Origin of the sequence: Rhodobacter sp., assembly GCA_020637515.1 — a bacterium.
Lineage (GTDB): Bacteria > Pseudomonadota > Alphaproteobacteria > Rhodobacterales > Rhodobacteraceae > Pararhodobacter.
Genome location: JACKKG010000001.1, coordinates 1,554,055 through 1,575,144, shown reverse-complemented (window position 1 = coordinate 1,575,144; position 21,090 = coordinate 1,554,055). Strand labels below are relative to the sequence as shown.

Genomic DNA, 21,090 nt, shown 5'->3' with positions numbered 1-21,090 from the left:
TGTCGCCCCCGCCGCAAACCCGCTATAACCCGCCCGGGCAAGGCAGGAGCGAGAGGATGCTGGTCCTCGGCGTGGACATGGGCGGCAGTGCGACGCGGTGGGTCGCGCGCCGGGCGGCGGACGGGGTCGAGGTGGCGCGCGGCGAAACCGACGGCGCCACCGGGCTGCTGTTCACCCAAGCCGCGCGCGACGCGTTCCACCGGGCCCTGGCGCCGATTCCCGCGGCCCTGCCCGGCGCGGTGACGGCCGCCTGCCTGGGCGTGACCGGCGCGGGGCTTGCGCGGGACCCGGCGGTGGTTGCCGCCATCGGCGCCGCGCTGTCCCTGCCCCCCCAGCGTATCCAGGTGCTGAACGACATGGCCCTGGCCTGGCACGCGGCCTTTCCACAGGGCGGTGGCCATCTGGTCGCGGCCGGCACGGGGTCGGTGGGCCTGTCGATCGACGCGGCGGGCGCGGTCACGCTGGTCGGCGGGCGCGGCACGCTGATCGACGACGGCGGATCGGCGGCCTGGATCGCGCTGAGGGCGCTGGACGGGCTGTTCCGCCGCATCGACGAAACCGGCCGCCCCGACGGGGTCGAGGTCCTGGCGCGGCATTTCTGGGACGCGGTGGGCGGCAGCGGCTGGGAGCCGGTGCGCCGCCATGTCTATGGGCTGGATCGTGGCGCCATCGGGACACTGGCCCCCGCCGTCGCCGCCGCCGCGACCCAGGGCGACCCGCTGGCGCTGTCCCTGATGACGCGCGCGGGCGTCGAACTGGCGCGGCTGGCGCGGGTGCTGGTCGCCCGATGCGGCCTCGCGCCGGTCGGCGTGATCGGCGGTGTGCTGCGGCTGCACCCCGCGATCGCCATGGCGATGCAAGACGCCGTGCCCGACATCCCCCTGCATTTCCCCGCCGTCGATGCCGCCGCCCATGCCGCGACGATGGCCCGCATCGGCCAAGGAGCCCCGGCATGAGCAGCACCGAACAGGCCGCGCCGCGGTTCGACGGCCTGGAAACCTGGCCAACCCGCGACCTGGCGGCGGCGCTTCTGGAAACGCAGTTGGCCGCCGCCGCCGCGGCCGCCGCCACCGCCGAGACGCTGGCCCAGGCCATCGACGCCGCCGCCCAGCGCCTGGCCGCGGGGGGGCGGCTGATCTATCTGGGCGCCGGCACTTCGGGGCGGTTGGCGGTGCTGGACGCGGCAGAGCTTCCGCCGACGTTCGACTGGCCGCGCGACCGGGCGCTGGCGCTGATGGCCGGCGGCGACGCGGCGCTGGTCCACGCCATCGAAGGGGCCGAGGACGACGCCCCTGCCGCCGTGGCCGCGCTGACGGCGGCCGCGCTGTCGCCGCGGGACGTGGTAATCGGCGTCGCGGCCTCGGGGCGGACGCCCTACACGCGCGCGGGGCTGGCCCATGCCCGCGCGACCGGGGCGCTGGCCATCGGCCTGTTCAACGCGCCCGACGCCCCGATGCGGGCCGATTGCGACCTGGCGCTGGTGGCCGACACCGGGGCAGAGATCATCGCCGGCTCGACCCGGATGAAGGCGGGCACGGCGCAGAAGGTGCTGCTGAACAGCCTGTCCACGGGCATCATGGTGCGGCTGGGCCATGTCTGGCGCGGCCGCATGGTCGAAATGCGCCCCACCAACGCCAAACTGCACGCAAGGGCGGTCGCCATGGTCGCCGACCTCGCCAGTTGCCCGACAGAGCAGGCGCGGGCCGCGCTGGCCACGGGCGGAACGATCAAGACCGCGCTGGCGATGGTGCTGCTGGACCTGGACGCCGAAACCGCGCGCGCGCGCCTGGCGGCGGTGGGCGGGCAACTGGCGCGCGTGCTCTGATCTCAGCGCGCGAACAGCGCAAGTTGCCGGTCGATCAGCCGCATCCCGTGGTCACCGAGCGACGTGTCGCGCGGACTTTGCCCCCAGCGCAGCGTCAAGCCCAGCACCAGCGCCGCCAGCAGGTCCACCGCCTCTGCGAGGTCCAGATCGGCGGCCAGCGCCCCGTCTTGCGCCATTGCCGCCAGCGCCTCGCCCAGATGCGCCCGGAACTGCGTCAGGATCCCGCCGAACCGCGCGCGCAACGCCACGTCATCGGCCGCCAGTTCGCGCGAATTCAGGATCGCCGGCATGGCCGGGCAGGTTTCGTTCAGGCTCAGATGCACCGCCAGCAGCGCCCGCAGGCGGTCGCGCGGCCGCGGATTGGCGGCAATCGCGGCCTGCCAGCCGGACTCGAGCCGTGCGGCGATTCCCTCGGCGGCCGAGGTCCACAGCGCGGCCTTGGTCGGGAAATGCCGAAAGACGGCCGCCTGCGTCACGCCCACTTCGCGCGCGATGTCGGTGGTGGTCAGCCGGTCCGGGCCGATCCGGTCGGCCAGCAGCAAAAGCGCGGCGACGATGTCGGCCTTGCGCTCTGCGGCAGATTTACGCGCCATGCGAAAGCCCCGTTGTAAGTAATCAATCACTAACATAATCTGCCCCGACTGAAAACCCACCCCCGCGGCGCCAGACCGCCGCCGCACGCCGGAGCCGCCGATGCGCCTGATCCAACGCATGACCAAGAACCTGACGCTGGCCATTCCCGTGGCGATGGTGCTGGGGCTGATCTATGGGCTGCTGGCCCCCACGGGCTGGCTGAAGGCGCTGATCGTGCCGCTGACCTTTCTCATGGTGTATCCCATGATGGTGGGGCTGAAGCTGTCGCAGCTGCGCGAAAGCGGGCACCTGAAGGTGCAGGTGCTGGCGCAGGGCGTGAACTTCCTGATCGTGCCCTTCGTGGCGCTTGCGCTGGGGCTGCTGTTCTTTCCCGACCGCCCCTATGCGGCGGTGGGTCTGCTGCTGGCGGGGCTGCTGCCAACCAGCGGCATGACGATCTCGTGGACCGGAATGGCGGGTGGCAACCTGCCGGCGGCGATCAAGATGACCGTCGTGGGGCTGATCCTGGGATCGATCCTGACGCCCTTTTACCTGATGGTGCTGGCGGGGGCGCGGGTGCCCGTCGATCTGATCGCGGTGTTCCGCCAGATCGCCGTCATCGTGGTGCTGCCCCTGGTCGCCGGACAACTGACGCGGGCCTGGCTGATCCGCCGCCACACGATGCCCGGGTTCCAGAAGACCTGGGCCCCCCGGTTCCCGCCCTTTTCGACGCTGGGGGTGCTGGGCATCGCCTTTGTCGCCATCGCCCTGCAAGCGCGGGTGCTGGTGGCCGATCCGGTCACGGTGGTCTGGCTGCTGGTGCCGCTGCTGCTGCTCTACGCGGTCAATTATGCGCTGGCCTTTGGCCTTGGGCGCTGGATGTTGCTGCGTGGGGACGCGATCGCGCTGACCTATGGCACGGTGATGCGCAACCTGTCGATCGCGCTGGCGCTGGCGATGAACCTGTTTGGCCCCGAGGGCGCCGAGGCGGCGTTGCTGATCGCGCTGGCCTATGTGGTGCAGGTGCAGTCCGCCGCCTGGTCCGTGCGCCTGGCCGACCGCGCGTTTGGCCCCAAACCCGTCTGAGCGCGGGCGGCGGGCGCTCACCTTCTCGTGTCGGGTCGCGCGGCGCGGGCGGATTGTCATTTGCCCCAAACGGGCGTTCACTGGCGCCCGACGCGCGCTTTGGCGCTGGTGGTGGCGGGAACCCAACGATGATGCGAGTTTGCCGATCAGGCGACCGGGCCGGCGCCCCCGTCTCGCGGCCACGCGGCACCGCGCGGGGCCCTCGGTGAGCCACGCGCGGATCATCGCCGTGCGCGGCCCGGTGATCGATTTCGCCTGCGACGACGGGGCCTTGCCCGCGATCCGCGACGCGGTGATCGCCGATCCCGGCGGGCTTGAGATCACCTGCGAGGTTCAGGCCCATCTCGACTCGGCCCGCTTTCGCGCCATCGCTCTGGAACCGACGCAGGGGCTGTCGCGCCTGATGTCTGCCGCTCCGACCGGCGGGCCGCTGACCGTGCCGGTCGGTGACGCGGTGCTGGGCCGGCTGATCGACGTGCAGGGCCGCACCGGCGACAACGGCCCGCCCCTGCCCGCCGACACGCCCCGCCGCGCCATTCACCGCCCGCCCGCACATCCCGCCATCAGCGCCCCGCGGTTGGCGCGTTTCGAAACCGGGATCAAGATCATCGACCTGCTGGCGCCGCTGGTGCAGGGCGGCAAGGCGGCGATGTTCGGCGGCGCGGGCGTCGGCAAGACGGTTCTGGTGACCGAACTCATTCACGCCATGGTCGCCGGCTATGACGGCGTGTCGGTCTTTGCCGGCATCGGCGAACGCTCGCGCGAGGGGCACGAGATGCTGCACGACATGGCGGGCTATGGCGTTCTCGACCGCACGGTGCTGGTCTATGGCCAGATGAACGAACCGCCCGGCGCGCGCTGGCGGGTTCCGCTGACCGCGCTGACCGTGGCCGAATACCTGCGCGACGAACAGGGGCGCAACGTGCTGCTGCTGATGGACAACGTGTTCCGCTTCGTGCAGGCCGGGGCCGAGGTCTCGGGCCTTTTGGGGCGCATGTCGTCGCGCGTGGGCTACCAGCCGACGCTGGACACCGAGGTTGCCGAGGTGCAGGAGCGCATCACCTCGGGCGGGCGGGCGGCGATCACCGCGATCGAGGCCGTCTATGTCCCGGCCGACGATTTCACCGACCCGGCGGTCTCGGCGATCAGCGCGCATATGGACAGCACCGTGATCCTGTCGCGCGACCTTGCGGCGCAGGGCATCTATCCGGCGATCGACCCGCTGACGACGACCTCGGCCTTGCTGGACCCGGCCATCGTCGGCGCCGAACACGCCCGAACCGCCGCAGATGTGCGCCAGTTGATGGAACATTACGAGGAATTGCGCGACGTCATCGCCCTGCTGGGGGTCGAGGAACTGGGCCGCGACGAACAGCGCCTGGTCGGCCGGGCCCGGCGCCTGCAACGGTTCCTGACGCAGCCCTTTTTCGTCGCCGCGCCGTTCACCGGAATGGAGGGGCGCAGCGTCGCGGTGGCCGACACCGTGGCCGGCTGCCGGGCGATCCTTGACGGCGCGTGCGACGACTGGGCCGAGGCCTCGTTCTACATGGTCGGCCCGTTGAGCGAGGCCGAGCATCGCCACAAGACCCGCGCGACATGAGCGCGCCGCAGGCCCTGTCCCTGACCCTGACCCTGACGACGCCGCTTGCGCTGATGCTGGACCGGGTGCCGATCGCCGCCTTTCGCGGCGAGGATGAGACCGGCGGCTTTGGCATCCTGCCCGGTCATGCGGATTTTCTGACGGTGATCGATGCAGGCGTCCTGCGCTGGCGGGTGCCGGGCGAGGCCACGCGATACGCCGCCGTGCGCGGCGCGGTGCTGACGGTCGAAGCCGGCGCGCGGATCGCCATCGCCTGCCGCGAGGCGATCCTGGGCGACGACCTGCGCCGGCTCGAAACCGCCGTCACCCGCCAGCGACAGACCAGCGACGACAGTCACCGCAACGCGCGCGCCCATGCAACGCAGTTGCACGCGCGTGCCATTCGCCGTCTGATGGCCGAGATGTCCCTTGCGGGCGATTCTTCCGGACTGGAGGGCGCGGAATGGACCTGAACGACGACAGAACCGCCCAGGCCGCGCGCCGGGCCCAGGACCGGGATCGCGCCGGCGAGGCCGATCCCGAACCCTCGCTGGCACGCCGGTTCGGTCAGATCGGCGTGCTGGGCTGGATGACGGTGCTGCCGGTGCTGGGAGGGTTGGTGCTGGGCCGCTGGCTGGACCGATTGCTGGGAGCGGGGCACCTGCTGACCGCCGCGCTGGTCTTTGCCGGCGCCGTTCTGGGCCTGTGGCTGGCCCTGCGCTGGATGCACGACCAATGAGCGCGCTCCTGATCCCGGGTTTGGTCGCGGCGCTGGCGGGGCTCGCCGGGCTGGCGCTGGGCGTTCTGCATTTCCGTTCGCTCGAACGGGTCACGGCGCTGCTGGTCCAGGGGCGCCTGGCGGGCGTCGCCTTGCAGATCGGCCGTCTGGCGGTGCTGGCGGTCTTTCTGTGGCTGTGCACCCGGGGCGGCACCTGGCCCCTGGTCGCCGGCGGCGCCGGCCTGATGGCCGGGCGCGCCCTGGTCCTGCAAAGGGTGCGCTGATGGATTCGCCCTTTGCCAATCCCGTCGCCTTCACGCTGGGTCCGGTTCCGGTGGCCTGGACGGTGGTTGTCACATGGGCGATCCTTGCGGCAATGGCGCTGGCCACAATCGTTGCGACGCGGCGGCTCAGCGTCGATCGGCCGGGCCGCGCGCAGGCGGTCCTGGAATTGCTGGTCGAGACCCTCGATTCCGAAATCCGGTCCACCGTGCCCGGCGACCCGGCCCGGTTCCGGGCGCTGATCGGAACGCTCTTGCTGTTCGTCTTCGTGGCCAACTGGTCCTCGCTGGTGCCGGGGGTCGAACCGCCGACCGCGCATCTGGAAACCGATGCCGCCCTGGCGGCGATCGTGTTCGCGGCCGGGATCGGCTGGGGCATCCGCAGCCAGGGGGTCCTGGGCTGGCTGGCCGGTTTCGCCCGGCCCAGTTGGGTGATGATTCCGCTGAACCTGGTCGAGCAGATCACCCGGCATCTGTCTTTGACGGTCCGGCTGTTCGGCAACGTGATGAGCGGCGTCTTCGTGATCGGCATCGTGCTGTCGCTGGCCGGGCTGCTGGTGCCGATCCCGCTGATGGCGCTGGATTTGCTGACGGGCGCCGTGCAGGCCTATATCTTTGCCACCCTCGCACTGGTGTTCATCGGTTCGGCCGTGACCGGTGACGAGGGCGCGCCCCCCAACCCGACGCAAGAGGACCCCGCATGACAGACCTTATCCAGATCGCCAGCATCCTCGGCGCGGCCTTTGCCGTGTCCTTTGGGGCGCTGGGGCCGGCCCTGGCCGAAGGCCGCGCCGTGGCCACCGCCCTCGAAGCCATCGCGCGCCAGCCCGAGGCCGCCGGCAGCATCTCGCGCACGCTGTTCGTCGGCCTCGCGATGATCGAGACGACCGCCATCTACTGCCTGGTCGTCGCGCTGCTTCTGCTGTTCGCCAACCCCTTCGTGCAATGAGCTTCGACTGGTGGACCTTTGGCCTGCAGGCCGCCAATGTCCTGATCCTGCTGGCCATCTTGCGGCATTTCCTGTTCCGTCCGGTTGCTGAGATCGTGGAACGGCGGCGCCGCGAAACCGCCGCCGCGCTGGACGCGGCCGAGGTCGCGCGGCAGGCCGCCCGCGACGCCGAAGGGGCCGCGCAGGCCGAAGCGCAGGCCAACCGAACCGCACGGGACGCGGTCCTGACCCAGGCGCGGGCCGAAGCCGAGGCCTTGCGTCAGGCGCAGATCCAGGCCGCCCACACCGAGGCCGCGCACCAGATCGCAGAAGGGCGCGCCGCGCTCGAGCGCGAAACCCGCGCGCGCGCCGCGCAGGGGCTGCGGCAGGCGATCGACCTGGGGATGGCGGCGGCAGGCCGGGCCCTCGCCGCGCAACCGGCCGGGCTGCCGGGCTATGCCGCGCGCCTCGCGGATCTGCTGAACGACCTGCCCGCGGCCCGGCGCGCGGCGTTGGTGCGGGGCGGCAACCTGCGCCTGGTCAGCGCCACGCCGCCCGACCCGGCGGAACACGCGGCGATTCTGCAGGCGCTGGCCCCCCATGGCATCGCCCCCCGGATCGACACCGACCCGGCCCTGATCGCCGGGCTCGATCTGCGCAGCGACAGCGGCGTGGTTCAGAACTCGCTCGCCCATGACATCGACCGTATTGCCCAGGCTCTCCATGACGATGCCGGCCACTGACCCCGCCCTGGCGCCCCTGCTGGGCACGATCGCCAACACCCCGCTTGGCCCCGAGGCCAGCGAGCGTGGCACCGTCCTGTCGCTGGCCGACGGCATTGCCCGGGTGGACGGGTTGCCGGGCGCGGGCCTGAACGAGGTGCTGATCTTCGACACGGGCGCGCGCGGTTTCGTGCTGTCGCTTGACGAGGACAGCCTGCACGCGGCGTTCCTCGATCCCGGCGTCGGCGTCGGCGCGGGCAGCGTCGTGCGACGCAGCGGCGCCGTGCTGTCGGTGCCGGCGGGTGCCGCCCTGCTGGGCCGGGTGCTGGACCCGCTGGGCCGCCCGCTGGACGACCGGCCAGCACCCGAGGCCGACACCCTGCTGCCCGCCGAACGCCCGGCCCCCTCCATCATCGAGCGCGATTTCGTCAGCACGCCCATGGACACCGGGCTGCTGGTGGTGGACGCGATGTTCGCCATCGGACACGGCCAGCGCGAACTCATCATCGGCGAGCGCCAGACCGGCAAGACCGCGCTGGCCATCGACGCCATCGCCACGCAGTCGCGCCAGGGCACGGTCTGCGTCTATGTCGCCATCGGTCAGCGGCTGTCGGCGGTGCGCCGCGTGATCGAGGCGCTGCGCGACAAGGGCGATCCCGACCGTATCCTGTTCGTGATCGCCGAACCCTCGGCCCAGCCCGGGTTGCGCTGGTTGGCGCCCTTTGCCGCAACCAGCATGGCCGAATGGTTCCGCGACCGGGGCGAGCGCGTGCTGATCGTCCACGACGACCTGACCCGCCACGCGGCCACGCACCGCGAACTGGCGCTGCTGGCGGGCCAACCCCCGGGACGCGAGGCCTATCCGGGCGACATATTCTATCTGCACGCGCGCCTGCTCGAACGCGCGGGCGCGTTGTCGGCGGCGCGGGGCGGTGGAACGCTGACCGCCCTGCCGATTGCCGAGATCGACGCGGGCAACCTGTCGGCCTATATCCCGACCAACCTGATCTCGATCGCGGATGGACAGATCGTCACCTCGGCCACGCTGTTCGCCGCAAACCAGCGGCCCGCGGTCGATGTCGGCCTGTCGGTCAGCCGCGTCGGCGGCAAGGCCCAGTCGGCCGCGCTGAAGGCGGTGGCGGGGCGGCTGCGTCTGGATTATGCGCAATTCCTGGAAATGAAGATGTTCGCGCGCTTTGGCGGCTTTGGCGACAGCACGGGTGGCGCGCGACTGGTGCGCGGCGAACGGATCGCGGCGCTGCTGGCGCAAGAGCGTCTCGCGCCCCTGGAACCGGCGGCGCAGGTGGCCCTGCTGGCGGCGCTACAGGACGGAGTTCTGGACGGGCTCGATCCCGCGCGGCTGCCGGCGCTGAAACAGGCGCTGCGCACCGCCGCGCTGCCCACCCTTCCCGCGGGGGCCCTGCCGCCCGAAACCCGCGCGGCGCTGGTCGGGGCGGTGCGCCAGGCGGCGGGCTTGCCGTGACCGAACGGCCGGACCTCTTGCAGCGCCGGCTGACCGCCATCAACGAGATCGGCGAAGTGGTCGGCGCGCTCAGGGCCATGGCCTCGGGCAATGCCGCCGCCGCGCGCGGCACCCTGGCAGCCCTTGCGGCCTACGAGGCGCAGGTGCGCGCGGCGCTGGTCCGGCTGGCCGCGCCGGTGGCCGGTTCGCACCCGTCCGGGCCCGGGCTGGTGCTGCTGATCGGCGCCGCGCAGGGGTTTTGCGGCGCCTACCCCCTGCGCCTGGCCGAGGCCGCGCGCGATCTGGTGCCCGCCGGCGCCGGGTTGCTGGTCGTCGGTCAGCGCACCGTCGCCCTGCTGGCCGAAGGCGGGATCACGCCGCGCTTCACGGCCGATCTGCCGGCGACCCCCGCCGACATCCCGGCGCTGGCCAGCCGGATCACCGACGCCATCGTCACGCTGACCGCTGCGCATCCCGGGCCGATCGCCACGCTGTCGGGCCGGGACGAACCCGGCCTGCCGATCGCCCTGCATCCGATCTGGCCCCCGGCCGGGTCGGACCGCCCGCCGCGGGAGATCGTGCCGCCCCTGACCACCCTGCCCGCGCCCGATCTGGCACGGTTGTTGCTGATGGAACTGCTGTTCGCCGCCATCGCCCGCGCCCTCAGCGAGGGGCTGCGGGTCGAGAACCTGGCCCGGATCGAGGCCATGGCCCGGGCCGAGGCCCACATCAAGGACCGCCGCCTCGCCGTCGAACAGCGCCAGCGCCAGGCCCGGCAAGAGGCGATGACGACCGAGTTGATCGAACTGGCCGCCGGCCGTCAGCGCGGTTCGGTCTGAACCGCCCCCTTTGCGCCCGGGGCCAGGCGGCGGCGGGCACGCGCCGGTCAGATGCGGAACACCCCTTGCAGCAGGCGCGGGATCAGCGCGTTGAAGCGCAGCGGCGCGTCGGTCGCCGCCAGGCAGATGCAGGTGGGCCCCGCGTCCGCGACCGGCGTATGCTCGACCTCGTCGGACACGACCTGCACGTCGCCGCGCCGGTAGTGGCCGGTCTGGTCCTGGAAACTGCCTTGCAGCACCAGCGTCAGTTCCAGCCCGTTGTGGCCGTGATCGGGCACCGCCTTGCCGCCGGGAATGGACAGCAGGCGCACCGTGCCCAGGGGGCCGGCGGTCAGGATCTGCTGGCGGATACCCGCCCCGAGACTGCGCCACCGGGGGGGCCGGCCGCGCAGTTCCGCCGTCACCGGGCCGGGGAACAGGCCACCGGACGACGGGGCGGGCCGTTCGGCGCGCGCGGACCGGGGCGCGGGCGCATCCAGCGCGGCCAGCGTGCGGGCGCGCAGATCGGCATCCGGCGCACCGGCGTCCAGCGCATCCAGCGCGGTTCCAGCCAGCACGTCGCAGGCCTCGGCTGTGGCACGGCACGAGGCACAGAGCGACAGATGAGTCGCCACCACCACCGAAAAGGCATGTGGCAACGCGCCCGAGGCATAGGCTTCGATGATGTCATCCGGGATGTGATGGGTGACGGGCGACATGGTCAGCGTAGTTCCTTCAGTTCATGGCGCAACCGCTCCAGGGCCAGGCGGATGCGCGACTTGATGGTTCCCAGCGGCAGGCCGGTGCGCTGGCGGATCTCGGTGTGGGACAGATCGCCCAGATAGGCCTGTTCGATCACCGCGCGCTGGTCTGCGGTCAGCGCATCGAGCGCGGCGCGCAGGCGCGTGGCCTCTTGATCGAGGGCCAGCGCCGACAGGGCGTCGTCGTCGTGCTGGTCGTCCTCGGACGGGCGCAGGGCATCGGGCACCGGGCGGCGCTCACGCCGCAGGATGTCGATCTGGCGGTTGCGCGCGATGCGGTAGATCCAGGCCGAGGCCTGCGCCCGCGCGGGGTCGAACAGATGGGCCTTTTGCCAGGCCGTCAGCATGACGTCCTGCACCACGTCATCGGCCATTGCCCGCCCCATGCCCGCGCGCAGCATCATCGTCGTCAGACGCGGCGCGAAATGGTCGAAGAGACGGCCAAAGGCCGCGCGGTCGCGCCGGTCACGCACCGCAAGCAGCCATTGGGTCGGCGGGGAAAGCCCATCGTGCGTGTCGTCGGGGTTCATCCGCCCTGTCTGCCCCAGCCGCGCCAGCCCTGCCCCGGTCGCCGGGGCGGGCCTCACGCGTGCCGTTTGAAGTGTGTCGGTCTCGTTCAGCATAGCGAGGTTACGCGCCGCGCCAAGGATCGGATCAGTTTTTCCCGATCCACCCGACCCGATCCGCCCGACCCGATCCGCCCGAAAGGACCGGCGCGTGTGATCCGATGCGCGGCGCGCGCCGTATCCCTGTCAATCGACGCCCAGCCGGGGCCCCGCCCGAACCAGACCCGAACCAGGCCAGTGACAGGCCAGAGACAGGAAAGCGCATGTCCTTCGACACCCCGATCGCTCCGCCCCGATCCATCGCCATCGTCGGCGGCGGCATTGCCGGTCTGGCGGCAGCCTATCTGCTGGCGCCCGCCAACCGCGTCACCCTGTTCGAGGCCGCGCCCCGGCTGGGGGGACACGCGCGCACCGTGATCGCCGGCCGACGGGGCGATCAGCCCGTGGATACGGGCTTCATCGTCTTCAATTATGCCAACTACCCGCATCTGACCCGGCTGTTCGCGGATCTCGATGTGCCGGTGGCCAAAAGCGACATGAGCTTTGGCGTCAGCCTGGACAACGGCCGGCTGGAATACGCGCTGCGCGATCTGTCGAGCCTGTTCGCCCAGCGCCGCAACCTGGTCAATCCGGCCTTTCTGGGCATGTTGCGCGACCTGTTGCGCTTCAACGCCCAGGCCGAGGCGGCGGCGCTCGACGACACGATGACGGTGGATGACCTGACGCGCGCCCTGGGCCTGGGCGAGGCCTTTCGGCGCGATTATCTGCTGCCGATCTGCGGGGCGATCTGGTCCACGCCCTCGTCCGAGATCGGCGGCTTTCCGGCGAAAAGCCTGCTGCGCTTCTTTCGCAACCATGCGCTGCTGTCGCCGCGGGGCCAGCACCAGTGGTGGACGGTCCAGGGCGGCAGCGTCGAATACGTGCGCCGGCTCGAGGCGCGTCTGTCGCTGCTGGGCGTCGATCTGCGCCGCGGCTGCCCGGTGCGCACGGTCACCCGCGACGCGGCCGGCGCCTTGGTCCGGCCCGAGCGTGGCCTGCCGGAACGCTTCGACGCGGTGATCCTGGCCTGTCATTCCGACCAGGCGCTGGCACTTCTTGCCGATGCCAGTGCCCGGGAACGCGCCGATCTGTCGGCCGTGGCCTATCGGCCCAACCGCGCCGTGCTGCACGCCGACCCCGGCCAGATGCCCAACCGGCGGGCGTGCTGGTCGTCATGGGTCTATCGCGCCGAACAGGTGGGCCAGGAGCGCACGGTCGGCGTGACGTACTGGATGAACCGGCTGCAATCCATCCCTGACGACGACCCGCTGTTCGTCACCTTGAACCCGCAGACCCCGGTGCGCGAGGACCTGATCCACGACGAGGTCGTGTTCGATCATCCGGTGTTCGACCGCGCGGCAATGGCCGCGCAGCAACGGATCGCCGCGCGCAACGGGGACAACCACACCTGGTTCGCCGGCGCCTGGTTGCGCCACGGCTTTCACGAGGACGGCTTTGCCAGCGCGGTGCGCGTCGCCCGGGCGCTGGGGTCGATGCCGGCGACGCTGACGGTGCCGGCATGACGATCGCGACCGACCACCGGCCGGAATGCCTGCGCGGCGAGACCACGCACAGCCGCCTGGGATCGACCCGCCACGCGTTTCGCCATGGCGTCGATTATGTGCTGATCGACCCCGACGCGCCCGGCCCCTATCCGCGACTTTTCTCGCGCAACCGCATCAACCTGGCCTCGGTCGCGGACCGGATGCACGGCGGCCCCCGAGGCGCCGGGCGCGGCGCGGCCTGGGCCCGCGAGGTCCTGGCCGCGCACGACGCGCCCGAAGGGCTGAGCCTGCGCCTGCTCACCCAGCCACGGTTTCTGGGGCTGTGGTTCAATCCGGTCAGTTTCTGGCTGGCCTTTCGGGACGGCGCGCTGGTCGCCGCGATCGCCGAGGTCTCGAACACCTTTGGCGAGCGGCACTCGTATCTGTGCGCCAACCCCGGCTATGCGCCGATCCGGCCCGGCGACAGGATCCACGCCGAAAAGGTCTTTCACGTCTCGCCGTTCCAGGATGTCGCGGGCGGCTACAGCTTTGCGTTCGATCTGTCCCCGGACCGGATCGCCATCCGCATCGTGCTGACGCGGGGCACCGAGGGGCTGATCGCGACCCTGTCAGGCGCACGCGTGCCGATGACCGACCGGGCACTTCTGGCGGCGGCGCTGCGCCGGCCCTTTGGCCCGCTGCGCACCCTGGCGCTGATCTACTGGCACGCGCTCAGGCTCAAGCTCAAGGGGGTGGCCTACAGGCCCAGACCCCTCCCTCCGGAACAGGACGTCAGCCGATGAAATCCCTTGTCACCCGCCGCCTCCAGCGGCAGTTCCTGACCGCCTGCGAGGGGATCACGACCGGCCGTCTCAGGCTGGTCACCCCCGAAGGGCATCGCCACGATTTCGGCACCCACGGCCCAGAGGCCGAACTGCATCTGCACGACTGGGCCGTCGCCGGTGCGGTCGCGGCGCGCGGCGACATCGGCTTTGGCGAGGCGCATGTCGCCGGCCTGTGGGACAGCCCCTGTGTCGAGACCCTGACGCGCGTCGCGCTGGACAATTTCGACCGGATCGAGGCCGCAGCCAGTCCCGGCCCGCTGCAGCGGCTGGCGCTGACCACCATCGACCGGGTCCTGCGGCGCAACTCGCGCCGGGGATCGCGGCGCAACATCCAGGCCCATTACGATGTCGGCAACGAGTTCTATCAACTGTGGCTCGACCCTTCGATGACCTATTCCTCGGCACTGTTCGCGCCCGATGACACGGATCTCGAACGCGGCCAGATGCGCAAATACGACCGCCTGTTGCACAGTCTGGGCCCGGCCGAACGCGTGCTGGAAATCGGCTGCGGCTGGGGCGGGATGGCCGAACGCGCGGCCGACCAAGGCCGGCAGGTCACCGCGATCACCGTGTCCCCCAGCCAGAAGGCCTATGCCGATGCCCGGCTGGACGGACGGGCCGAGATCCGCTTGCAGGACTATCGCGACACGCGCGGGCGCTATGACGCCATCGTCTCGATCGAGATGATCGAGGCCGTCGGCGACCGCTACTGGCCACAGTATTTCGCCACGCTCCGCGACCGTCTGGCGCCGGGCGGAACGGCGGCCTTGCAGGCGATCACGGTGCCCGACGCGCATTTCGACGCCTATCGCCGCGGGTCCGATTTCATCCGGCACTATACCTTTCCGGGCGGCATGCTGCCCTCGACCGGCGCCATCGCCGAGCAAGCCCGGCGGGCCGGGCTGGCCGTGCGCGACCGCTTTGCGTTCGGGGCCGACTATGCGCGGACCTGCCGCGAATGGGACCGCAGGCTTGCCGCCGCCGCGCCGCGCGTGCGGGCGCAGGGACGCGACGAACGGTTCCTGCGTGGCTGGCGCTACTACCTGGCGATCTGCGCGGCCAGCTTCGCCGCCGGGCGCACCGATGTGGTGCAACTGACGCTGACCCATGCCTGACCCCCTCGCCCCCTTTCAGAACCGAGCCTTGCCATGTTGATTGCCACGACCCTCGTTCTTGCCGTGCTGTTGGCGCTGATCGCGCTGCGGGCGTGGCTGTTTTCCTTTGCCGCGCAGGCTCCGGCGGATTTCCGCGAGACGGGGCCGTTGTTCGATCCGCGCACCGCGCTGAACGGCAAGATTGCCTCGGAGGGGGTGATCTTTGGCCCGACGGGCAAGGCGATCTCGCGTTTCGTCATGCAGATGGAAGGGCGCTGGGCCGGCCGACGCGGCAGCTTGACGGAATCGTTCCGATACGATTCCGGGCGCGTGCAGGAAAGGCGCTGGGACCTGACGCTGAATGCCGACGGCAGTCTGGAGGCCACCGCGCCCGACATCCTGGGGACCGGGCGCGGCACGCTCAGCGGCGCGACCTTGCGCCTGACCTATCGCATCCGCCTGCCCGAGGACGCGGGCGGGCACGTGCTGGATGTCATCGACTGGCTCTATCTCATGCCGAACGGCACGGTGATGAACCGCTCGCAGATGCGCCGCTTCGGGGTGACCGTTGCGGAACTGGTCGCCACCATGCGCCCCGTGCCGGCGCCCATTCCCGAGGTCCCGGCCGGGCGGCAACGTCAGCCGGACCACCAGTCCGAAACCGCGTCGGGCGACAGCATGGTCGGCACCTGACAAGGCGCCGCGCCGGCCGGTGTTTGCCCGGCGCGTTCCTCATCGCGGGCACGCGCGCGCCGCACCGCGCCTTAGCCCTGCGCGGCCCGCGTCTGACAGGGGCCGAAGCGAGCTGACGGGGCGGGCTAGTCCGCCGCCCCTGCCCCGACCGAGGCGCGATACAGGTCCCGCTCGGCGCGCCATTCGTCACCGAAATCCACGTCTTGCCAGTTCTCGAACCAGGGTCCGCCGTTGGTGTAGTGAACGCACATGGGCAGCGACGCGGGGCGCGGATACTCGCCTTCGAGAAAATTCCATTCCCGATCCAGCGCGCCGATGGCCGCGTCGTCGAGCCAACTGAAGCGGTGCAGGAACGCCGGGCTTTCACCGTTCACCACCGCCGGCGTCAGCGCCTTGACCTGCGGATGCGCGCCGTTGAAGGCCATGAAGGACGACCAGTTCTTGCGCGGATACACAGTCTGCTGCTTGCCATCCATCTTGATCATGTTGGCCGGCGTATAGTCGTGCTGCACGCAGTAGAGCGCCTTTGCCGGGTCCATCAGGCCGAGGATCTCGGTGATGTCGCGGGTGACCAGGAAATCGCAGTCCATGAAAATCGACCAGCCGTCATGCGCGGCCAGATAGGGCGTCAGGAAGCGGGTCAGCGAAAACTCGGTCGTCGCGTTGTCGGACGCGCGCGTATAAAGCCCCAGATCGCGCAAGGCCTGCTGGCGCAAGGCATAGACTTCGACCGGCGCCGAGGCATGGCGCAGCAGCGAATGGCGGGCGACCTGCCAGGCGATATCCTCGCGGGTGTCATACCCGACATAGACTTTCAGGGTTTGGGTCATGGGGGCTCCTGTTGGCGTTGCGGGCCTGCGCGTGCGCCTGTCCATAACAGCCCGGGCGGCGACGGCCAAGCCGCCGCCGCCCGTCAGAGCGGGTTCGCCCCCCTATTCGGCGGCCTCGGCAACGCCATAGCCGTCCTCGCCCTCGAACGGGCCGTCGATGACGCGCTGAAGGCTGTAGTCCGTCAGCAGCTTCTCGCGGTGCCATTCCTCGGCCATGGGCGCATGGGCGAATTCGTGGAAACAGGGCGTGCCCAGCGTCCAGTGCAGCAGCTTGGCGTCCTTGTTCGGGCCGAATTCGTCGGGCAACCAGTTCCAGACCTTGGGGATTTCGCCGATCAGGTCGTCGCTCAGCCAGGTGAAGCGGTGCAATTGCGCGCCGGTCGCGCCCATCACGAATTCGGGCGTGACGACGGCGTTGGCCGGGTGGCCGCAGTTCCACAGCACCACCGAGGACCAGTTCTTGCGCGGATAGTTCTGGTTCTTCGCACCCAGATACTTGGTTTCCATCTTGGTCTTGTAGTCGTGATGCACGCACATCACGGCCTTGGACTCGTCGCGCAGGGCCCAGAGCTTTGCGACATCGTCGCGCAGCAGCATGTCGCCATCCACGAACAGCGCCCAGCCCTTGTAGCCCATCAGATGCGGCAACAGGAACCGGCTATAGATGAACTGGTTCGAGCCGTCCTTGTGCGTTTCGGCATAGCTGCCCAGGTTCTTCAGTGCGAGCGGGGAAATGGCCAGCGGTTCGGTCGAATGGCGGATCAGACTGTTCGAACAGACGTGATAGGCAACGGCCTCGCGCGGATCGTAGCCGATAAAGACATGGATCACGGTGAGAGCTCCTCGATTTGCAAGAGTGAAGGCCTAGATCGCCCCTGCGTCCGCCCCGCACCTTGATCCTGATCAATCCGCGGGCACGGGGTGGCGGTTTTCCGCGCGGCCGCCTGCCACTGTCACGGGGCGCCGGGGAGGGCGCCGGGGACCGGGACGGGGCGATTGTCGCGGCAGGGTGCGAGGGGGCTTGACTCAAGCCAGCGGGCGGGCTGAATTTAATCAGGCGATTAATTAAATCCCCGAGGAGGTGCCCGCCCGTGGCCCGTCAGGCGCAGATCAGACCGGAACGTGGCGAGGCCTCGGAAGCGATCCTCGACTCGGCAGAGGTGGTCTTTGCCGAGAACGGCTTTCACGGCGCCACCACCCGCGCCATCGGCGAGGGGGCGCGGACCAACGCCGCCCTGATCCACTATTACTTTGGCTCGAAAGAGGCGCTCTACGAGGCCGTGATCGCCCGGCGCGCCGGCGCAATCAATGACGAACGCCGCACCCTGCTGTCCAGTCTGCACGCCCGGGGACAGCCGACGCTTGAGCAGGTGCTGGACGCGCTGCTCAGACCCACGGTGACGCTGGGGCGCGATCCGGCGCGCGGCGGGGCGCATTACGCGCGGCTGCTGGGTCACGCGGCCTCGGGCACCGACGAGCGGTCGCAAAGGCTGACCGGCACGCATTACAACGCCATCGCCCGGCTGTTCATCGACGAATTGTCCGCAACCTTGCCGGGTCTGTCGCCGCGGGCCGCGGTGCGCGGATATCTGAATGCAATTTCCATCGGCATCTCGCTGATGGCACCGACCGGCCGCGTGCAGGACCTGTCCGACGGGGCCGATGCCGACGACGATCTGGAGGAGATCATCGCCGGCGCCGTGCGGTTCATCGCGGCGGGACTCCGCGCGTTGGCCGACAAAGACGACCGGACCCCGGGCCCCGACGCCCGGTCACGCCCAACCGAGGAGGAGACACCATGACCCTGACCATCCGCCGCCTGCTGGCCGGCACCGCGCTGGCCGCCGGCCTCGCCCTGCCCGCCTATGCCGACGAGACGATCGACATCACCCTCGTCAACGGCCACCCGCCGATCTTTCTGTGGGTGAAGCACCTGCACGACACCTTCATCCCGACGGTCAACGCCGCGCTCGAAGGGTCGGGCTATGCCATCAACTGGACCGAGGCCTACGGCGGCACGTTGGCGGCGGTTGGCGGCGAACTGGACGCCATCGAGGACGGCCTGGCCGAGGTCGCGGCCGTGCCGACGGTCTTTCTGCCCAACAAGCTGCCGCTTCAGAACGTGACCTACAACACGCCCTTCGGCCCGGCGGACCCCACCATGGTCATGTCCGCGATGGAGACGCTGAACCAGACCATCCCGGGGATGCTGGACAGCTGGCACGCCTATGACGCCGAATACCTGGGTGGCGGCTTCGCGCTGGACAACTATCTGCTGATGACCACCTTCCCGGTGCATTCGATCGACGATCTGGCCGGGCACCGCATCGCGGCCCCCGGACCGGCGGTCAACTGGCTCGAGGGCACCGGCGCGGTCGGCGTGGCGGGCAACCTGACCACCTATTACAACGACATCCAGACCGGCGTTTTCGATGGTGTGATCGTCTTTGCCACGGCCGCCGCGCCGGCCCGCCTGCAAGAGGTCGCGCCCTATGTGACCGTCACCGACTTCGGCGCGCAATACGCAGGCGCGCTGGTGGCCAACCAGACCTGGCTGGCCGACCAGCCCGAGGTCGTGCAGAACGCCCTGCGCGCCGGTGCTGCCGCCTATACCCAGGCCTATCTGGCCGAGCAGGCGCAGCGCGTGGCAGCGGCGATGGCGGTGATCGCGCCGGACGCCGATCACCTCTATACCCTGCCGACCGCGGAACGGACCCGCTGGGCCGCCGCGCTGCCCGACATCGCCGGCACCTGGGCCGCCGCCGCCGACGCCGCCGGCCTGCCGGGCACCGATGTGCTGAACGCCTATGTGGCGGCGCTCCAGGCGCAGGGCGCCGACCTGGGCCGCGACTGGTCGCAACGCTGAGCAACGGCTGGGCCATCGGCAGGGCGCTGCGGCGCCCTGCCCGCAAGGGGGGCATATGGCAACGATCGACAGTCTGCGCACCGGGATCACGCCGCTCGACCGGGCTGCGCGCGCGGTGGATCGGCTGACGGCCCTGCTGTCGGCCCTGGGCACGGCGCTGATCCTGGCGGTCATGCTGCTGATCGCGGTGGACGTGGCGGGGCGCTTCTTTTTCGGCCACCCCATCGCCGGCGTGCCCGAGATGGTGGCGATGTCGATCCTGGCCATCGTCTTTCTGCAAATCGCCAACACCACGGCGCAAGGCAAGCTGACGCGCTCGGACGCCTTGCTTGGCGCGCTGCATACCCGGCACCCGCGCCTGGCCGAGGGCTTCGACGCCCTGCTGCATCTGGCCGGCGCGGTGCTGCTGGGGATCCTGACCTCGGCCTTCTGGCCGCAGTTCCTGCGCAGTTTTGGCCGCAACGAGATGGTCGGCACGGTCGGCCAGTTCCTGGCGCCGATTTGGCCGGTGCACGGCATCGTCGTGCTGGGCGCCGCGCTGATGACGCTGGTTTTCGCGCTGCGCGCGCTGTTGCTGGCGATCCGCGCCGTGCGGGGGATGCCGGCATGAGCGGGGTCGAGATCGGCCTGTGGTCGCTGCTGGGCATCCTGGGACTGATCTGGCTGGGGATGCATGTCTCGATCGCGCTGGCGCTGACCTCGTTCCTGGGCATCTGGGCCCTGCGCGACAGCCCGCAATACGCCGCGCGCATGATGGCGCTGGCCACGCGCGAGAGCATCAGCTCCTATCTGTTCGGTGTGGTGCCGCTGTTCGTGCTGATGGGGCTGGTCGTCAGCCGCGCCGACATCGGCCGCGACACGTTCGACGTGGCGAACCGCGCGCTGGGGCGGCTGAAGGGCGGCCTGGGCATGGCCACGGTCGGCGCCAACGCGGTGTTCGCCGCGATCACCGGGATTTCCATCGCCTCGGCCGCCGTCTTTGCCAAGGTCGCCGTGCCCGAGATGATCCGCATCGGCCACACGGCGCGCTTCGCCACCGGCGTGGTCGCCGGCTCGTCCGTGCTGGGGATGCTGATCCCGCCGTCGCTGCTGCTGATCCTCTACGGCATCCTGTCCGAACAATCCGTGGGCCTGCTGTTCGTGGCCGGCATCGGCCCCGGACTGTTGCTGGCGCTGGCCTATATCGCCGGTATCGCGCTGATGGTGCGGCTGTGGCCCGGCTTCACCGGCACGCCGGAACCGGCCGCGCCCGTCGCGCGCGACGGATCGTTGGCGCGGGATACGGCGTCGAAACTGGCCCCCATCGCGGCGCTGATCGCGCTGGTGCTGGGCGGCATCTATGGCGGCGTCTTCACCCCGACCGAGGCCGGGGCCATCGGCGCCCTGGGCGCGATCGTGATTGCCGCCGCGAAACGCCGGATCGGCTGGCGCGTGTTGTGGCAGGTCACGCTTGAAACCGGGCACATCACCGCCTCGATCTGCTTTCTCATCATCGCCGCGACGATGTATTCACGCTTTCTCGCGCTCAGCGGACTGCCGGCGGCGGTCACCGAATGGGCCGTCAGCCTGGACCTGGGCACCACCGGCTTCGTGCTGATCTTCTGCGCGATCCTGGTGCTGATGGGCACAATTCTGGACAGTTCGTCGATCATGATGATCACACTGCCGCTGGTGCTGCCCATCGCCCGCGCACTGGATGTCGATCTGATCTGGTTCGGCATTGTCACCGTTCTGGCCGTCGAGATCGGCCTGTTGACCCCGCCGCTGGGCCTGTCGGTCTTTGTCATCAAGGGCTCGCTGGACGATCCCCGCATCACGCTGGGCGACGTGTTCAAGGGCGCGCTGCCCTTCGCCGCGATCATGGGGCTGGTGTTGCTGGTCCTGATCGTCTTTCCTGCCATCGCCACCGGCCTGCTGTAA

At 70.3% G+C, this 21,090-nt stretch carries 25 protein-coding genes; 20 read left to right on the top strand and 5 right to left on the bottom strand.

Annotated elements, in window-relative coordinates; translation table 11 throughout:
* Nucleotides 1-56 precede the first annotated feature (56 nt).
* Both H6900_07615 and H6900_07610 read left to right on the top strand, forming a co-directional pair.
* Nucleotides 57-956 carry an N-acetylglucosamine kinase gene (locus tag H6900_07615; protein MCC0073143.1) on the top strand — a complete coding sequence of 300 codons (900 nt, stop codon included), beginning with the start codon at nt 57-59 and terminating at the stop codon, nt 954-956.
* Nucleotides 953-1,825 (top strand): N-acetylmuramic acid 6-phosphate etherase, encoded by an 873-nt coding sequence (locus tag H6900_07610; GenBank protein ID MCC0073142.1) that lies wholly within the window; start codon nt 953-955, stop codon nt 1,823-1,825. Before H6900_07615 ends, H6900_07610 begins: the two co-directional genes overlap by 4 nt.
* 2 nt (nt 1,826-1,827) lie before the next feature.
* Here the strand turns inward: H6900_07610 and H6900_07605 are convergent, their stop codons facing one another.
* The gene (locus tag H6900_07605; protein ID MCC0073141.1) at nt 1,828-2,418 is read right to left on the bottom strand and encodes a TetR family transcriptional regulator; all 591 of its coding nucleotides are present in this window, start codon (nt 2,416-2,418) and stop codon (nt 1,828-1,830) included.
* Nucleotides 2,419-2,518: 100 nt separating this feature from the next.
* Here H6900_07605 and H6900_07600 point away from each other — a divergent pair, with 100 nt between their 5' ends.
* From H6900_07600 to H6900_07555, 10 genes are read left to right on the top strand one after another with little or no spacing between them, the layout of a single operon-like run.
* Nucleotides 2,519-3,484 carry an arsenic resistance protein gene (locus H6900_07600; protein ID MCC0073140.1) on the top strand — a complete coding sequence of 322 codons (966 nt, stop codon included), beginning with the start codon at nt 2,519-2,521 and terminating at the stop codon, nt 3,482-3,484.
* Nucleotides 3,411-5,084 carry a F0F1 ATP synthase subunit beta gene (locus H6900_07595; GenBank protein MCC0073139.1) on the top strand — a complete coding sequence of 558 codons (1,674 nt, stop codon included), beginning with the start codon at nt 3,411-3,413 and terminating at the stop codon, nt 5,082-5,084. The genes H6900_07600 and H6900_07595 overlap by 74 nt, the downstream gene beginning before the upstream one ends.
* Before the next feature lie 14 nt (nt 5,085-5,098).
* Nucleotides 5,099-5,536, top strand: a complete 438-nt coding sequence (locus H6900_07590) for a F0F1 ATP synthase subunit epsilon (protein ID MCC0073138.1) — start codon at nt 5,099-5,101, stop codon at nt 5,534-5,536.
* Complete coding sequence (locus tag H6900_07585) at nt 5,527-5,802, top strand: AtpZ/AtpI family protein (protein ID MCC0073137.1); 276 nt, start codon at nt 5,527-5,529, stop codon at nt 5,800-5,802. The genes H6900_07590 and H6900_07585 overlap by 10 nt, the downstream gene beginning before the upstream one ends.
* Entirely contained in the window at nt 5,799-6,065 is a 267-nt protein-coding gene (locus H6900_07580) for a hypothetical protein (GenBank protein ID MCC0073136.1), read from the top strand. The genes H6900_07585 and H6900_07580 overlap by 4 nt, the downstream gene beginning before the upstream one ends.
* Nucleotides 6,065-6,766, top strand: a complete 702-nt coding sequence (locus tag H6900_07575; GenBank protein ID MCC0073135.1) for a F0F1 ATP synthase subunit A — start codon at nt 6,065-6,067, stop codon at nt 6,764-6,766. The genes H6900_07580 and H6900_07575 overlap by 1 nt, the downstream gene beginning before the upstream one ends.
* Entirely contained in the window at nt 6,763-7,011 is a 249-nt protein-coding gene (locus H6900_07570; protein MCC0073134.1) for a F0F1 ATP synthase subunit C, read from the top strand. The genes H6900_07575 and H6900_07570 overlap by 4 nt, the downstream gene beginning before the upstream one ends.
* On the top strand, nt 7,008-7,733 hold the full coding sequence (locus H6900_07565; GenBank protein MCC0073133.1) for an ATPase: 726 nt from the start codon (nt 7,008-7,010) through the stop codon (nt 7,731-7,733). The genes H6900_07570 and H6900_07565 overlap by 4 nt, the downstream gene beginning before the upstream one ends.
* Nucleotides 7,720-9,195: a F0F1 ATP synthase subunit alpha gene (locus tag H6900_07560; protein ID MCC0073132.1), complete on the top strand. Its 1,476-nt coding sequence runs from the start codon at nt 7,720-7,722 to the stop codon at nt 9,193-9,195. The genes H6900_07565 and H6900_07560 overlap by 14 nt, the downstream gene beginning before the upstream one ends.
* Nucleotides 9,192-10,013, top strand: coding sequence for a F0F1 ATP synthase subunit gamma (locus tag H6900_07555; GenBank protein MCC0073131.1), 822 nt, complete (start codon nt 9,192-9,194; stop codon nt 10,011-10,013). The genes H6900_07560 and H6900_07555 overlap by 4 nt, the downstream gene beginning before the upstream one ends.
* 47 nt (nt 10,014-10,060) lie before the next feature.
* On the opposite strand, the gene H6900_07550 is transcribed toward H6900_07555, so the two are convergent.
* Together H6900_07550 and H6900_07545 are read right to left on the bottom strand one after the other, a co-directional pair.
* A complete protein-coding gene (locus H6900_07550) occupies nt 10,061-10,711 on the bottom strand; it encodes a cupin domain-containing protein (protein MCC0073130.1) in 651 nt (216 codons plus the stop codon).
* A 2-nt stretch (nt 10,712-10,713) separates the two neighbouring features.
* Nucleotides 10,714-11,283 (bottom strand): sigma-70 family RNA polymerase sigma factor, encoded by a 570-nt coding sequence (locus tag H6900_07545; protein MCC0073129.1) that lies wholly within the window; start codon nt 11,281-11,283, stop codon nt 10,714-10,716.
* A gap of 299 nt (nt 11,284-11,582) precedes the next feature.
* Here H6900_07545 and H6900_07540 point away from each other — a divergent pair, with 299 nt between their 5' ends.
* The 4 genes from H6900_07540 to H6900_07525 are packed head-to-tail and all read left to right on the top strand — an operon-like array spanning nt 11,583 to nt 15,474.
* A complete protein-coding gene (locus H6900_07540) occupies nt 11,583-12,881 on the top strand; it encodes an FAD-dependent oxidoreductase (GenBank protein ID MCC0073128.1) in 1,299 nt (432 codons plus the stop codon).
* Entirely contained in the window at nt 12,878-13,645 is a 768-nt protein-coding gene (locus H6900_07535; GenBank protein ID MCC0073127.1) for a DUF1365 domain-containing protein, read from the top strand. Before H6900_07540 ends, H6900_07535 begins: the two co-directional genes overlap by 4 nt.
* Nucleotides 13,642-14,802, top strand: coding sequence for a class I SAM-dependent methyltransferase (locus H6900_07530; protein ID MCC0073126.1), 1,161 nt, complete (start codon nt 13,642-13,644; stop codon nt 14,800-14,802). Before H6900_07535 ends, H6900_07530 begins: the two co-directional genes overlap by 4 nt.
* A gap of 33 nt (nt 14,803-14,835) precedes the next feature.
* Nucleotides 14,836-15,474 (top strand): DUF3833 family protein, encoded by a 639-nt coding sequence (locus tag H6900_07525; GenBank protein MCC0073125.1) that lies wholly within the window; start codon nt 14,836-14,838, stop codon nt 15,472-15,474.
* 125 nt (nt 15,475-15,599) lie between these two features.
* Here the strand turns inward: H6900_07525 and H6900_07520 are convergent, their stop codons facing one another.
* Nucleotides 15,600-16,304 carry a glycosyltransferase gene (locus H6900_07520; GenBank protein ID MCC0073124.1) on the bottom strand — a complete coding sequence of 235 codons (705 nt, stop codon included), beginning with the start codon at nt 16,302-16,304 and terminating at the stop codon, nt 15,600-15,602.
* 102 nt (nt 16,305-16,406) lie between these two features.
* The gene (locus H6900_07515) at nt 16,407-17,135 is read right to left on the bottom strand and encodes a glycosyltransferase (GenBank protein ID MCC0073123.1); all 729 of its coding nucleotides are present in this window, start codon (nt 17,133-17,135) and stop codon (nt 16,407-16,409) included.
* A gap of 260 nt (nt 17,136-17,395) precedes the next feature.
* Here H6900_07515 and H6900_07510 point away from each other — a divergent pair, with 260 nt between their 5' ends.
* The 4 genes from H6900_07510 to H6900_07495 are packed head-to-tail and all read left to right on the top strand — an operon-like array spanning nt 17,396 to nt 21,090.
* On the top strand, nt 17,396-18,106 hold the full coding sequence (locus H6900_07510; protein MCC0073122.1) for a TetR/AcrR family transcriptional regulator: 711 nt from the start codon (nt 17,396-17,398) through the stop codon (nt 18,104-18,106).
* Nucleotides 18,103-19,170, top strand: coding sequence for a C4-dicarboxylate TRAP transporter substrate-binding protein (locus H6900_07505; protein MCC0073121.1), 1,068 nt, complete (start codon nt 18,103-18,105; stop codon nt 19,168-19,170). Before H6900_07510 ends, H6900_07505 begins: the two co-directional genes overlap by 4 nt.
* A 55-nt stretch (nt 19,171-19,225) precedes the next feature.
* Complete coding sequence (locus H6900_07500; GenBank protein MCC0073120.1) at nt 19,226-19,780, top strand: TRAP transporter small permease subunit; 555 nt, start codon at nt 19,226-19,228, stop codon at nt 19,778-19,780.
* Nucleotides 19,777-21,090, top strand: a complete 1,314-nt coding sequence (locus H6900_07495; GenBank protein MCC0073119.1) for a TRAP transporter large permease — start codon at nt 19,777-19,779, stop codon at nt 21,088-21,090. Before H6900_07500 ends, H6900_07495 begins: the two co-directional genes overlap by 4 nt.

Coding starts and splice junctions, on each gene's coding strand:
- H6900_07615 (MCC0073143.1), top strand. CDS start 57: ATGCTGGTCCTCGGCGTGGACATGGGCGGCAGTGCGACGCGGTGGGTC.
- H6900_07610 (MCC0073142.1), top strand. CDS start 953: ATGAGCAGCACCGAACAGGCCGCGCCGCGGTTCGACGGCCTGGAAACC.
- H6900_07605 (MCC0073141.1), bottom strand. CDS start 2,418: ATGGCGCGTAAATCTGCCGCAGAGCGCAAGGCCGACATCGTCGCCGCG.
- H6900_07600 (MCC0073140.1), top strand. CDS start 2,519: ATGCGCCTGATCCAACGCATGACCAAGAACCTGACGCTGGCCATTCCC.
- H6900_07595 (MCC0073139.1), top strand. CDS start 3,411: ATGTGGTGCAGGTGCAGTCCGCCGCCTGGTCCGTGCGCCTGGCCGACC.
- H6900_07585 (MCC0073137.1), top strand. CDS start 5,527: ATGGACCTGAACGACGACAGAACCGCCCAGGCCGCGCGCCGGGCCCAG.
- H6900_07580 (MCC0073136.1), top strand. CDS start 5,799: ATGAGCGCGCTCCTGATCCCGGGTTTGGTCGCGGCGCTGGCGGGGCTC.
- H6900_07575 (MCC0073135.1), top strand. CDS start 6,065: ATGGATTCGCCCTTTGCCAATCCCGTCGCCTTCACGCTGGGTCCGGTT.
- H6900_07570 (MCC0073134.1), top strand. CDS start 6,763: ATGACAGACCTTATCCAGATCGCCAGCATCCTCGGCGCGGCCTTTGCC.
- H6900_07565 (MCC0073133.1), top strand. CDS start 7,008: ATGAGCTTCGACTGGTGGACCTTTGGCCTGCAGGCCGCCAATGTCCTG.
- H6900_07560 (MCC0073132.1), top strand. CDS start 7,720: ATGCCGGCCACTGACCCCGCCCTGGCGCCCCTGCTGGGCACGATCGCC.
- H6900_07550 (MCC0073130.1), bottom strand. CDS start 10,711: ATGTCGCCCGTCACCCATCACATCCCGGATGACATCATCGAAGCCTAT.
- H6900_07545 (MCC0073129.1), bottom strand. CDS start 11,283: ATGAACCCCGACGACACGCACGATGGGCTTTCCCCGCCGACCCAATGG.
- H6900_07540 (MCC0073128.1), top strand. CDS start 11,583: ATGTCCTTCGACACCCCGATCGCTCCGCCCCGATCCATCGCCATCGTC.
- H6900_07535 (MCC0073127.1), top strand. CDS start 12,878: ATGACGATCGCGACCGACCACCGGCCGGAATGCCTGCGCGGCGAGACC.
- H6900_07530 (MCC0073126.1), top strand. CDS start 13,642: ATGAAATCCCTTGTCACCCGCCGCCTCCAGCGGCAGTTCCTGACCGCC.
- H6900_07525 (MCC0073125.1), top strand. CDS start 14,836: ATGTTGATTGCCACGACCCTCGTTCTTGCCGTGCTGTTGGCGCTGATC.
- H6900_07520 (MCC0073124.1), bottom strand. CDS start 16,304: ATGACCCAAACCCTGAAAGTCTATGTCGGGTATGACACCCGCGAGGAT.
- H6900_07505 (MCC0073121.1), top strand. CDS start 18,103: ATGACCCTGACCATCCGCCGCCTGCTGGCCGGCACCGCGCTGGCCGCC.
- H6900_07500 (MCC0073120.1), top strand. CDS start 19,226: ATGGCAACGATCGACAGTCTGCGCACCGGGATCACGCCGCTCGACCGG.
- H6900_07495 (MCC0073119.1), top strand. CDS start 19,777: ATGAGCGGGGTCGAGATCGGCCTGTGGTCGCTGCTGGGCATCCTGGGA.